Origin of the sequence: Streptococcus sp. HMSC076C09, from assembly GCF_001837905.1 — a bacterium.
Lineage (GTDB): Bacteria > Bacillota > Bacilli > Lactobacillales > Streptococcaceae > Streptococcus > Streptococcus parasanguinis_I.
In genome coordinates this window covers 1-12,034 of sequence record NZ_KV834641.1, presented here as the reverse complement: position 1 = coordinate 12,034, position 12,034 = coordinate 1, and the positions used below count along the sequence as shown (strand labels likewise).

General features: G+C 37.5%; 12 protein-coding genes and 1 pseudogene. 9 read left to right on the top strand and 4 right to left on the bottom strand.

All coding sequences use genetic code 11. The features are described 5' to 3' along the window. The 6 genes from HMPREF2704_RS05315 to msr(D) all read left to right on the top strand — a co-directional run. The coding region (locus tag HMPREF2704_RS05315) for a Type 1 glutamine amidotransferase-like domain-containing protein (RefSeq protein ID WP_176745635.1) at window positions 1-304 on the top strand (304 nt) is incomplete at its 5' end. A gap of 106 nt (window positions 305-410) precedes the next feature. Then, on the top strand, window positions 411-1,286 hold the full coding sequence (locus HMPREF2704_RS05310) for an aminoglycoside phosphotransferase family protein (RefSeq protein WP_070845910.1): 876 nt from the start codon (window positions 411-413) through the stop codon (window positions 1,284-1,286). Between the two features lie 133 nt (window positions 1,287-1,419). Then, window positions 1,420-2,037 (top strand): DNA alkylation repair protein, encoded by a 618-nt coding sequence (locus HMPREF2704_RS05305; RefSeq protein WP_021153055.1) that lies wholly within the window; start codon window positions 1,420-1,422, stop codon window positions 2,035-2,037. Window positions 2,038-2,581: 544 nt separating this feature from the next. Next, window positions 2,582-2,752 carry a hypothetical protein gene (locus HMPREF2704_RS05300; protein WP_000873143.1) on the top strand — a complete coding sequence of 57 codons (171 nt, stop codon included), beginning with the start codon at window positions 2,582-2,584 and terminating at the stop codon, window positions 2,750-2,752. 385 nt (window positions 2,753-3,137) lie between these two features. After that, window positions 3,138-4,355 (top strand): macrolide efflux MFS transporter Mef(A), encoded by a 1,218-nt coding sequence (mef(A), locus tag HMPREF2704_RS05295; RefSeq protein WP_000417519.1) that lies wholly within the window; start codon window positions 3,138-3,140, stop codon window positions 4,353-4,355. Window positions 4,356-4,474: 119 nt separating this feature from the next. Continuing rightward, entirely contained in the window at window positions 4,475-5,938 is a 1,464-nt protein-coding gene (msr(D), locus tag HMPREF2704_RS05290) for an ABC-F type ribosomal protection protein Msr(D) (protein ID WP_000420313.1), read from the top strand. 117 nt (window positions 5,939-6,055) lie between these two features. On the opposite strand, the gene HMPREF2704_RS05285 is transcribed toward msr(D), so the two are convergent. Genes HMPREF2704_RS05285 through HMPREF2704_RS05270 form a run of 4 tightly spaced genes read right to left on the bottom strand, consistent with a single transcriptional unit; the run spans window position 6,056 to window position 7,300 of the window. Further along, on the bottom strand, window positions 6,056-6,355 hold the full coding sequence (locus HMPREF2704_RS05285) for a DUF5960 family protein (protein WP_001072467.1): 300 nt from the start codon (window positions 6,353-6,355) through the stop codon (window positions 6,056-6,058). Then, window positions 6,342-6,710: a hypothetical protein gene (locus HMPREF2704_RS05280; protein WP_000567222.1), complete on the bottom strand. Its 369-nt coding sequence runs from the start codon at window positions 6,708-6,710 to the stop codon at window positions 6,342-6,344. The genes HMPREF2704_RS05285 and HMPREF2704_RS05280 overlap by 14 nt, the downstream gene beginning before the upstream one ends. 12 nt (window positions 6,711-6,722) lie before the next feature. Then, complete coding sequence (locus tag HMPREF2704_RS05275; protein WP_000806926.1) at window positions 6,723-7,058, bottom strand: DinB/UmuC family translesion DNA polymerase; 336 nt, start codon at window positions 7,056-7,058, stop codon at window positions 6,723-6,725. Further along, entirely contained in the window at window positions 7,055-7,300 is a 246-nt protein-coding gene (locus tag HMPREF2704_RS05270; RefSeq protein WP_001813542.1) for a hypothetical protein, read from the bottom strand. The genes HMPREF2704_RS05275 and HMPREF2704_RS05270 overlap by 4 nt, the downstream gene beginning before the upstream one ends. Window positions 7,301-8,177: 877 nt before the next feature. Between HMPREF2704_RS05270 and HMPREF2704_RS11515 the strand changes: the two are divergent. From HMPREF2704_RS11515 to HMPREF2704_RS05250, 3 genes and pseudogenes are all read left to right on the top strand, one after another. Next, a pseudogene (locus HMPREF2704_RS11515) lies at window positions 8,178-9,011 on the top strand (ZIP family metal transporter). Window positions 9,012-9,025: 14 nt separating this feature from the next. Continuing rightward, the gene (locus tag HMPREF2704_RS05255; RefSeq protein WP_002890511.1) at window positions 9,026-9,388 is read left to right on the top strand and encodes an ArsR/SmtB family transcription factor; all 363 of its coding nucleotides are present in this window, start codon (window positions 9,026-9,028) and stop codon (window positions 9,386-9,388) included. After that, entirely contained in the window at window positions 9,372-11,459 is a 2,088-nt protein-coding gene (locus tag HMPREF2704_RS05250) for a heavy metal translocating P-type ATPase (RefSeq protein ID WP_037599273.1), read from the top strand. The genes HMPREF2704_RS05255 and HMPREF2704_RS05250 overlap by 17 nt, the downstream gene beginning before the upstream one ends. Window positions 11,460-12,034 lie beyond the last annotated feature (575 nt).

Here is a 12,034-nt window from a genome sequence, read left to right as displayed (position 1 = left end):
CAAGAATTATATCGATCATATGCTGAATAAAGGGGCGAAAGTTATGGGATTTTCTGCAGGAGCCCTATTATTAGGAGAAGAAGTCTATGTTTCACCTAATGATCATTCAGATCATCAGATAAAGATAAAAAATGGATTAGGACTCTTTAGTCAGTTTTTAATTAGTGTTCATTATGATTCCTGGAATGATAAAGCTAATAAGGATAGAGCTGAAGAACTCGTTAATGTTCCCATAATTCCACTAAATGATCATTCCTGTCTTGTATTAGATAAACTTGGAAACATTATTGAGAGAATTGACTAGTTTTCATTATCTAAATCTTGATCTAGGTAACTAAAGTGTAGATGAACTGGATGGGTTACTAGTGAAAACTGCAAAAAGTGTTGTGAAATGAATCGGAGTGTGCTTGATGAATTTTATTAGTAAGATAGCCATAAATAAAGGCTGGTCAGATGATAAAAAATATTGTGTGACAGATCAAAATCAGCAAAAATATTTCTTGCGTGTTTCTGATAAGGAGAAGTTAGATTCTAAAAAATTTGAATTTGATATGATGGAGAAGGTGGCTTATCTTGGAGTTTCGATGTGTAAACCAATTAGCATTGAACTCTGCGGTGACGAAGTACATTCTATACACGAGTGGATAGACGGGAATGATGCAAGAGAAACCATTTTAACTGTTTCGAAAGAACAACAATACACTTACGGAGTAGAAGCAGGAAGAATCCTTCATAAAATTCATTCTCTTCCTGTTACAGAAGTTTGTGAAGATTGGGAGGTCTTTTTTAATCGAAAAATTGATGACAAAATCTCCAAATACAAAGAATGTCCCGTTCAATATGAAAATGGTGAGATCTTTATTGATTTTTTAAATGCAAATCGAGAATTGTTAAAAGATAGACCTCAGGTTTTCCAACATGGAGATTATCATATCGGGAATTTCATGATTGGTGAAGATGGAGAAATTTATGTCATTGACTTTGATCGATTTGATCTTGGAGATCCTTGGGAGGAATTCAATCGTATTGTATGGTCTGCTCAAGTCTCTCCCTCTTTTGCGTCTGGTATGATAGATGGATATTTTGATCATAAGGTTCCGGATTTATTTTGGAAGCTTCTCGCCATTTATACTCTAAGTAACCTAGTTGGTGCTCTGCCATGGGCTGTACCATACGGAGCTGAAGAAATATCAGTAATGCAACATCAAGCCAAGGAAATTTTGGAATGGTACGATGATATGAAGCAAATCATTCCTAGTTGGTATTTGATTGAGAAAAAGGCTTAATAATAAAAGAGTTGAAATATCAATTTGAAAAAACGTCAAGATTATTTGCTTATATTATAACGAATTCAATTCTTTATTAATACCTATCGAGAATTATCTTGAAACTTGGAATGTTGTTTTGGGGGCAAGTAGCATGAAAGAATATATTTTAAATTTAGAAAAAGAATTTTCTTTAATAGAAAATGGATTTAAAGAAGAAGAGAAAAGAGCTCTTGCTGACTATCTATCAAACGAGAATGTGTATACCAAAGAATTAGCATTTTTAGCCTTCAAATCCAATGTATATCAAGTTAGAATGTATAGTGTATTTCTCTTCGGCCATTTGTCATCGTATGAAGAAATTTTGATCTTCATGAGGGATGAGGTTTCAAAGGATGACAATTGGAGAGTTCAAGAAGTATTAGCAAAAGCATTTGATGAATTTTGTAAGCAAACAGGTTATGAAAAATCTCTTCCGGTTATTGACGAATGGTTACAAAACAGTAATCCAAATGTTAGAAGAGCTGTTACAGAAGGTTTGAGAATATGGACGAGTAGACCATATTTCAAGGATAATCCAGATGAAGCTATTAAACGAATCGCAACATTAAAAGAAGATTCTAGTGAATATGTTAGAAAATCAGTTGGCAATGCTTTGAGGGATATTAGCAAAAAATTTCCAGAGTTGATCAAAGAAGAACTTGATGGTTGGGATATTAATAGTAAAGAGATTCAACAAGTTTACAAGCTCGCAAGTAAATTTATTAAGTGACAATTATCAGCTATAAAGCTTGAAAAATGCTAACTATAAAATAGTTTGATTCTAAAGTTTAATTTTAAACAACAACTTAGTCATTTTCGTTCTATAATATAGAAGTTTACTAGCACCACACGTAGAGTGTGTAGGTTTGCTCGTAAAAGCATAGAAAGCTTGGTATGAATCAATAATGAAAAGCCTTGATTGCAAGGCTTTTTGCTTTATGGTGGGTAAGTATCAGAGTGAGAAAATTTTTGGAATGAGTAGAAGTGATAGCTAGAAATTATCAGTTTCTATTTCCATTTACCCTGTGGGTACGTGTTTGTTTCCATTGACAAGGAGTTTGTGGGAATAGAAATGTACCCACCTTGTTTGAATCAAGTGAAGTGTAGTTGAAGGAAATCTGTTGAAAGCAATACTTCATTTTACCGAATAAGTAATAATTTAGGCAACTTCAAATCGATTAAAAAAAACTATTTTAAAGGTTAAGAGTAGACAAAAATTGTCCACTCTTTTTTGCAAACTCAATTTATCAATAAATGAAATGAGGGAATGTAAAATGAAATATTTTGAGGTTGAGTTAGAAAATCCTGATGAATTTTTAAAACTACAAACAGAAGATTTTGTGAAAGCTAATCGCTTGCTACTAAGGAAGATAATCCAGAGCGTTACAGTCTATGAAGAAAACTTCGTCATATCCTTTAAATCTGGCATCGAATTGGAAGTATGAGTCTCATTCCATAACTTTTATATTGAACATATCATCTTGTTGTGTTATACTATAAATTGATATAAACAAAGATGTAGGAGGAACCGAAACTATGACAGCCTCAATGCGTTTAAGATAAGCTGGCAATAAAAAAAGCAGAATCTATACCCGATGATAGGCTTTTTTGTTGTGCTTATTTATACGATATTGAGCATTCATTAGTTACGGTGAGGATATTGGTTATTTAACTATACCTTTATTTAACTATGTCTTTAATATGAATGTTTCCAAATTGTATGTATGCAGACCAAAAGCCACATTGTGGGGTTTGGCCTGCATTTTTTATTGCCTAGAATGCTATTCAAAATAGAAATTCAAGCAAAATAATATGCAGGAGATAATATAAATGGAAAAATACAACAATTGGAAACGAAAATTTTATGCAATATGGGCAGGGCAAGCAGTATCATTAATCACTAGTGCCATCCTGCAAATGGCGATTATTTTTTACCTTACAGAAAAAACAGGATCTGCGATGGTCTTGTCTATGGCTTCATTAGTAGGTTTTTTACCCTATGCGATTTTGGGACCTGCCATTGGTGTGCTAGTGGATCGTCATGATAGGAAGAAGATAATGATTGGTGCCGATTTAATTATCGCAGCAGCTGGTGCAGTGCTTGCTATTGTTGCATTCTGTATGGAGCTACCTGTCTGGATGATTATGATAGTATTGTTTATCCGTAGCATTGGAACAGCTTTTCATACCCCAGCACTCAATGCGGTTACACCACTTTTAGTACCAGAAGAACAGCTAACGAAATGCGCAGGCTATAGTCAGTCTTTGCAGTCTATAAGCTATATTGTTAGTCCGGCAGTTGCAGCACTCTTATACTCCGTTTGGGATTTAAATGCTATTATTGCCATCGACGTATTGGGTGCTGTGATTGCATCTATTACGGTAGCAATTGTACGTATACCTAAGCTGGGTAATCAAGTGCAAAGTTTAGAACCAAATTTCATAAGGGAGATGAAAGAAGGAGTTGTGGTTCTGAGACAAAACAAAGGATTGTTTGCCTTATTACTCTTAGGAACACTATATACTTTTGTTTATATGCCAATCAATGCACTATTTCCTTTAATAAGCATGGAACACTTTAATGGAACGCCTGTGCATATTTCTATTACGGAAATTTCCTTTGCATTTGGGATGCTAGCAGGAGGCTTATTATTAGGAAGATTAGGGGGCTTCGAAAAGCATGTATTACTAATAACAAGTTCATTTTTTATAATGGGGACCAGTTTAGCCGTTTCGGGAATACTTCCTCCAAATGGATTTGTAATATTCGTAGTTTGCTGTGCAATAATGGGGCTTTCGGTGCCATTTTATAGCGGTGTGCAAACAGCTCTTTTTCAGGAGAAAATTAAGCCTGAATATTTAGGACGTGTATTTTCTTTAATCGGAAGTATCATGTCACTTGCTATGCCAATTGGGTTAATTCTTTCTGGATTCTTTGCTGATAAAATCGGTGTAAATCATTGGTTTTTACTATCAGGTATTTTAATTATTGGCATTGCTATAGTTTGCCAAATGATAACTGAGGTTAGAAAATTAGATTTAAAATAAACAATATTGGAGGAATATTTATGTATCTTATTTTCATGTAACTCTTCCTGCTAAAATCGCAGGGTTTTCCCTGCATACAAGCAAATGAAAGCATGCGATTATAGACAGGAGGAAATGTTATGGAATTAATATTAAAAGCAAAAGACATTCGTGTGGAATTCAAAGGACGCGATGTTTTAGATATAAATGAATTAGAAGTATATGATTATGACCGTATTGGTTTAGTAGGAGCAAATGGTGCTGGAAAAAGCACTTTACTCAGGGTACTTTTAGGAGAATTAACTCCCCCAGGATGTAAAATGAATCGTCTGGGTGAACTTGCCTATATTCCCCAGTTGGACGAAGTAACTCTGCAGGAGGAAAAAGATTTTGCACTTGTAGGCAAGCTAGGTGTTGAGCAATTAAATATACAGACTATGAGCGGTGGTGAAGAAACAAGGCTTAAAATAGCACAGGCCTTATCGGCACAGGTTCATGGTATTTTAGCGGATGAACCTACGAGCCATTTAGACCGTGAAGGAATTGATTTTCTAATAGGACAGCTAAAATATTTTACAGGTGCACTGTTAGTTATTAGCCATGACCGCTATTTTCTTGATGAAATAGTAGATAAAATATGGGAACTGAAAGATGGCAAAATCACTGAGTATTGGGGAAACTATTCTGATTATCTTCGTCAGAAAGAGGAAGAACGTAAGAGCCAAGCTGCAGAATACGAACAATTTATTGCGGAACGTGCCCGATTGGAAAGGGCTGCGGAGGAAAAGCGAAAACAGGCTCGTAAAATAGAACAGAAGGCAAAAGGTTCTTCAAAGAAAAAAAGTACTGAAGACGGAGGGCGTTTAGCTCATCAAAAATCAATAGGAAGTAAGGAAAAAAAGATGTATAATGCTGCTAAAACCCTAGAGCACAGGATTGCGGCCTTAGGAAAAGTAGAAGCTCCGGAAGGCATTCGCAGAATTCGTTTCAGGCAAAGTAAAGCATTGGAGCTCCATAATCCATACCCTATAGTCGGTGCAGAAATTAATAAAGTATTTGGGGATAAGGCTCTGTTTGAAAATGCATCTTTTCAAATTCCGTTAGGAGCAAAAGTGGCGTTAACTGGTGGTAATGGAATCGGAAAAACAACTTTAATCCAAATGATCTTAAACCATGAAGAAGGAATTTCTATTTCGCCTAAGGCAAAAATAGGTTACTTTGCACAGAATGGTTACAAGTACAACAGTAATCAGAATGTTATGGAGTTTATGCAGAAGGATTGTGACTACAATATATCAGAAATTCGTTCAGTGCTAGCATCTATGGGGTTCAAACAGAACGATATTGGAAAAAGTTTATCTGTTTTAAGCGGTGGAGAAATTATAAAATTGTTGCTTGCTAAAATGCTCATGGGTAGATATAACATCCTAATAATGGATGAACCCAGTAACTTCCTTGACATACCAAGTTTAGAGGCTTTGGAAATACTAATGAAGGAGTACACCGGAACTATCGTGTTTATCACCCACGATAAACGATTACTCGAAAATGTAGCAGATGTAGTTTATGAAATTAGAGATAAGAAAATAAATCTGAAACATTAAATTTAAGGTAGTCGCTGGTCAGTATAGTCTGTTCTGGTTGGCGACTCCATTGTTAAAGAGTATAAAGACTTTAGATTTTATGAATATTAAAAATAGGAACAGTCAATTGAACTGCTCCTATTTTTCTGCTAAATATATTGTAGTTTTCTTATATGTATAATGATAGATTAGCGGATTCTCATCTACGGTACTTACTTCAAATATGAAGAAGTGATCGCGGTTATCTCTGGACTTTTCCTTATTGAGGACAAAGTAATTCTTACGTGAAGTCGCCATTGTTTTTAGGATATCATCAGTTAGGAAGGTCAATGGAATATTCATGTTAGAGTAGCGGTAGAAGTCACGTTCAAAATCTTGGTAGCTCTCGCTATAATAGTCCATTTGTAGGTGATTACGCTGAAACTCAAGCTGATTCATAGAGCACCTCCTCGACAAGTTCAATACTAATAATGTCTTTTAATTTCAAATTGATGTGACCTGTTGTAGTTTTTATCAAAATGAAATCTTTGGTCAGACTTGGTATTGTTCCAGTGTAGGAAACACGCTTGTTTTTTTCAATCACTTGAATGCGTGTGCGTAGCTGCCCGGCGTATACTTGACTGAGGAGTAATAATTTCTTCTCTAGTGATAAGTCAGACATGTACGTTACTTTGTTTGTATCATCAGAGAGTGCTGATGCATGTTCAGATAGGAAAAAGCCCATCCATTTTTGCATCTTTGTATCCTGGTACTCTCTTGCTGATTGAAATGGTAAATATGAACGGTCAATCATATCAAATCCTTTCTATGCAGAGGCAAGGGTATTTTTATCAAATTGAATCGTAAAACCTTGAATTCCCCCACCTGTGTAACATTCTTTAAAGCGATTGATTACCTCAGTATAGATTATCACAGATGAGCTTGTTGGCTTAATGCTAAATGTAAATTCCAATGGTAATCGGTTTTCAGATTTAGCATGTACTAGTCGTATCGATATTTCAGTTGTTTTGAGTTTTCTCTGACGAAGTTTTGAAGTTGCTGTTTCAACGATTCCATGTAAAAATCTTTCAAGCATTTCAATATCATTACATCCTTTGCTACGGATTTCTGAAAATTGTACTGTATTTTTTTCTTGTTTCATTTTAATCCCTCCAATCCACCCGCGGAATGACCACCGATAAGTTTACTGCGTTCAATATTTCTGGAACCTTCAGTTAGGACGGTTCCTTTTTGTATGGCTAAAAAACCAAACTGTTCTCTGACAACATCAATAGCTGTCTGAAGTCTATTATCTTTTTCAATTTGTTCTACATCATCAAAGAGTGATAGTAGAGTATAGCTTTCATCTACGAAGCCACTATAAGATACACCAATTTGTCTCACTGCACCAGAGGTGTATTTTTTCGGAATAATACAAGTACATGACTCACCATTGTTTTGGGGAGATTTGCGGGTTCAATTTTATTCTGAGCATTTATAGATTTTTTCATCTCAGTCCTAGAATAGCCAATATGAATAGAAACGACAGTAGTCAATACTAGGGCTACTGTTCCGTTCCACAGTATCATTTAAAAATCATTTTCACACCCTTTCGTCTATTAGTATAGAAGAAAGCTCTCAGCACACGTGGAGTGTGTAGCTTTGCTCGTAAAAGCCTAGAACCTTTGAACGAAAGGGATAATGAAAAGCCTTGATTGCAAGGCTTTTTGCTTTATGGTGGGGAAGTATTAGAGTAAGTAATTTTTGGAGTGAGTGGAAGTGATAGTTAGGAATTCTCAAATTCTATTTCCATTTACACTGTGGGTACGTTTTTATTTCCATTGACAAGGAGTTTGAGGGAATAGAAACGTACCCACCTATATGAAAAAATCACGAAAGGTTTGATCTATGAAAATCAGTAGAAATTAGGTGATACAATAACACGTTATAAAAACCTTGAAATCAGTATGTTTCAAGGTTTTAAGTACTCTTACGGATAGCATTGGGAACATCTAACTTTCTTGAGGAGTAAAGTTTGTTTCTCAATATAGTAATCGTTAAATTGTGTCGAAGCGTTATATGATATGATAATTCCAAATAGTCCTTTGGGCTTTTTATGGCATTGTGATATTCTCTAAGAACACGAGATTGCTTCAATAATTTACAAAGTTATGGGGATTTCTCATAGCTTTTTTACTTTCTTCCTTGACAATTGAGCGAGTGTTCAACTATAATGATAATAGTTGAGTGGTTGTTCAACTGAATCATCGATTATTGAGGTATGAGATGTAATTTTTCTTCTCTATCACCAGTAATGCAAGCTTTATTAGCTGGCTTATTCAACTGGTTTTGTACCCTTATCGGTGCTAGTTTGGTCTTTTTTGTCAAAACCATTCATCAAAAATTCATGGATATGATGATGGGCTTGGCAGCGGGCATTATGACGGCAGCGGCAGTCTGGCCTTTGCTTGTCCCTTCTTTGGACTATAGCCAGTCAATAGCTACGAACAGATTTTACTGGTTGACGACGGCTGTTGGTTCTATTGTCGGGGGCTTATTTATCCGCTTTATTAATTATTTGGTTCCCGACCTACATTTGAATCATCAGATGAGTGATAAGGAAGGGATTTTGAATCCCAAAAGACCCTTATCAAAGACCATGCTGCTTTATCTGGCGGTAGTGTTTCATAATATACCAGAGGGCTTAGCAGTTGGTGTGGCATTTGCTAGTGTGGCAAATCTCGCAACTAGACTTTCCTTTACGTGAATGAGTGCCCTTGGATTGGCCTTGGGAATTGGCATCCAAAATATTCGAGAAGGCTCTGCCTTGTCCTTGCCACTACGGGTAGAAGGGCGAAGTAGGAAATCAGCTTTCTACTATGGCGCCATGTCAGCGATTGTTGAGTCGATTGCAGCTGTTTTAGGGGCCTATGCTGTTATGTCTATGACCCAGCTACTACCTTATGCTCTCTTATTTGCGGCGGGAGCCATGATTTATGTTGCAGTGGAAGAACTTGTGCCAGGTGCTCAAGAGCACAAGAATACCGATATTGCGACAGGTGGGGTTATGGCCGGATTTCTAATCATGATGTTACTTGATACAACTTTAGTATAGGAGGAATAGAAAATATGTCACAGTGTTTAACAGCTTGTAATCCAGATTTAATTCAAGGGGTCCATGAGACGGAGTTTGATACCGTTACATTGCTAAATATGTCCAATTTTTTTAAGGCGATTTCTGACCCAACTCGTTTGCGGATTTTACAAGCAGTACGGCAAAATCCAATTTGTGTCGGAGACTTAGCGATTGCGTTACAGATGACCAAGTCTGCTATTTCTCACCAACTACGCTATCTGCGGGACTGCCAATTGGTCAAGGGGGAGAAAAAAGGAAGGATGACCTATTATGAACTTGCGGACGATCATGTCGCAGCAGTCTTGTCTTTGACACTGAAACATTTGAAAGAGGAAAAACATGAAGAAAGAGTATGAACTTCGAGGAATTGACTGTGGCAATTGTGCTGCTAAGATTGAACGTGCTGTCAATCAATTGGAGCAGGTAGAATCTGCCACTGTCAATCTGATAGCTCAAAAGCTGATTTTGGAAACAAAAAGCGAAGATGGGATAGATAAGGAAATTATTGACTTGGTGGATGCTATTGAACCTGGAATCGAAGTTATCAGTGAGAAAAAGGAAGAGGCACTTCCAGAAAAACGAGATTGGGCGAAAGAGCTGCTACTTGCTGTTATGATTCTATTTGCCTTCGGCTTTTTCCTGCCAGAGGAGTATTTCTGGATTCGTCTGGTCTATTATCTGACCCTATATATCATTATCGGCCATAAGGTTCTTATCAAGATGGTTCAAAATATTCAACGTGGTAATCTTTTTGATGAAAACTTTTTGATGAGTATCGCGACCTTAGGAGCCTTTCTCTTGGGAGAATTTCCAGAGGCAGTAGCCGTCATGCTTTTTTATCAGATTGGGGAGTATTTCCAAGATAAGGCCACCTCTCAATCTCGTCAGTCCATTGCACGATTGATGGATATTCGGTCGGATAAGGCTTGGAGACTAGAGGGGGGAGAAACCGTTCAAGTAGACCCTGAAACAGTAAGGGTTGCGGACCATATTTTAGTTAAGCCTGGGGAGAAGGTGCCCCTAGATGGTCTGGTCAGAGAAGGTCGTTCTATTCTGGATACGTCAGCCTTGACAGGAGAATCACTGCCTAGGGAAATTGGCGTTGGTGAGGACATTACAAGTGGTGTGATCAATTTGACTAGTCCATTGGTAATTGAAGTGAGTAAGACTTTTTCGCAATCAACGGTCAACAAAATTTTGGAATTAGTTGAAAATGCAAGCAATAAAAAAGCGGAGACGGAACGGATGATCACACGTTTTTCGCGTGTGTATACACCAGTGGTTGTCGGAATCGCTTTTCTGCTTGCAAGCCTGCCTCCCTTGCTTGGTTTAGGGGAGTGGTCGACTTGGCTTTATCGGGCACTTACCTTTTTAGTCATTTCTTGCCCTTGTGCTCTTGCGGTTTCGGTACCAATGAGTTTCTTTGGCGGGCTAGGGGGAGCATCTAAATTAGGTGTCTTAGTGAAAGGTGGGAATTATTTAGAGGCTCTTGCCAAGTTGGATACGGTCGTATTTGATAAGACGGGGACAATTACAAAAGGTATCTTTGCGGTGGATACCGTTGTCAACGCAGAAGGTGTCGAGGATGATATTCTGTACCTCGCTGCCCATCTGGAAAGCTATTCCAATCATCCAATCGCAAACTCTATTCGAACAGCCTATGGACAGGAAGTGGACGAGAATAGGGTGAGTCAGATTACCGAGCTACCAGGGCAGGGCATGTCCGGTAGGGTAGATGGCAGACAGCTCTATCTTGGGAATGCTAGATTAATGGAAGTTCAAGGGATTGCTTATCCAGCTATTGACAGCACAGGAACAGTTCTCTATTTGGCAGAGGACAGTCATTTTCTAGGCTATTTCCTTATCACAGACCAAGTGAAGGAGACGAGCATCGAGGCCTTGAAGGATTTACAGGCAGTCGGAATTAAAAAGACGGTTCTCCTTTCAGGCGATCGTCAGGCAGTGGTTGATGAATTTGCACAGCAATTTGCCTTTAATGATGCATTTGGAGATTGCTTGCCTCAGGATAAGGTGAGTACATTTGAGGAAATTCTGACTCAGTCTCAGCAGGCTGTTGCCTTTGTTGGAGATGGGGTGAATGATGCACCGGTTCTTGCTAGGGCAGATGTTGGTATTGCTATGGGAGGGCTAGGTTCGGACGCAGCCATTGAATCAGCAGATGTTGTACTGATGGATGATGACCTTGGAAAACTTCCTCAAGTCATTCGACTGGCAAAAAAGACAGTCAGAATAGCCCAACAAAACATGACCTTGGCTATTGTAGTTAAACTAATTTTCTTGGTTCTAAGTGGATTGGGAATTTCTAATATGTGGGAGGCCATCTTTGCAGATGTTGGTGTAACGCTACTGGCAGTATGGAATGCATTGAGGACCTTGAGGATAGATACCTCCACTTTGTCAAAGTAAGTGAACAAACAGAGCGATATACAAGTTTTTGTATAATCGCTTTTTTAAACTATGATATGGGCTTTAACGATTTTAACCTAAATCTAGTAACCGTTGAACGTGCATCAATAGAACACACTATGACCATCAACAAGAACTACGTTACTTTCATTAAGGGTATTTTCTGGTAAATTTCAAAAATAAAACCTTGATTTTGCGCCATTTCTTTTTTTCCTTCCCGAAGGCGCGGGAGTACACCCCTTTTGTTAAGGATTTATCCCTTTTTAAATAAAAATAATACAAGTAGGACACTTCTAAAAGTGATCTACTTTTTTTAAATATTTTCATTCTAAAGTTTAATTTTAAACAACAACTCTATCACTTTCGTTATATAATATAGATGTTGACTAACTCCACACGTCGAGTGTGTAAGCTTGTTAGTGAAACGCAACTAATCCTCAAAAGGTTCCCCGAACCTTTTGAGTCCACAAACGCACCATGTTGAGGCGGTATCACTGCTCTTCAATCTGAGACAGCGAAAAGTAGAAGGGGATGGTATTGGTATCAATCAATGAGTAACAAAGTAACAGCATGAT

Excerpts from the sequence above, each read along its gene's own strand:
- HMPREF2704_RS05310 (WP_070845910.1), top strand. The coding sequence starts at position 411 with ATGAATTTTATTAGTAAGATAGCCATAAATAAAGGCTGGTCAGATGAT.
- HMPREF2704_RS05305 (WP_021153055.1), top strand. The coding sequence starts at position 1,420 with ATGAAAGAATATATTTTAAATTTAGAAAAAGAATTTTCTTTAATAGAA.
- HMPREF2704_RS05300 (WP_000873143.1), top strand. The coding sequence starts at position 2,582 with ATGAAATATTTTGAGGTTGAGTTAGAAAATCCTGATGAATTTTTAAAA.
- HMPREF2704_RS05285 (WP_001072467.1), bottom strand. The coding sequence starts at position 6,355 with ATGAATCAGCTTGAGTTTCAGCGTAATCACCTACAAATGGACTATTAT.
- HMPREF2704_RS05280 (WP_000567222.1), bottom strand. The coding sequence starts at position 6,710 with ATGATTGACCGTTCATATTTACCATTTCAATCAGCAAGAGAGTACCAG.
- HMPREF2704_RS05275 (WP_000806926.1), bottom strand. The coding sequence starts at position 7,058 with ATGAAACAAGAAAAAAATACAGTACAATTTTCAGAAATCCGTAGCAAA.
- HMPREF2704_RS05255 (WP_002890511.1), top strand. The coding sequence starts at position 9,026 with ATGTCACAGTGTTTAACAGCTTGTAATCCAGATTTAATTCAAGGGGTC.
- HMPREF2704_RS05250 (WP_037599273.1), top strand. The coding sequence starts at position 9,372 with ATGAAGAAAGAGTATGAACTTCGAGGAATTGACTGTGGCAATTGTGCT.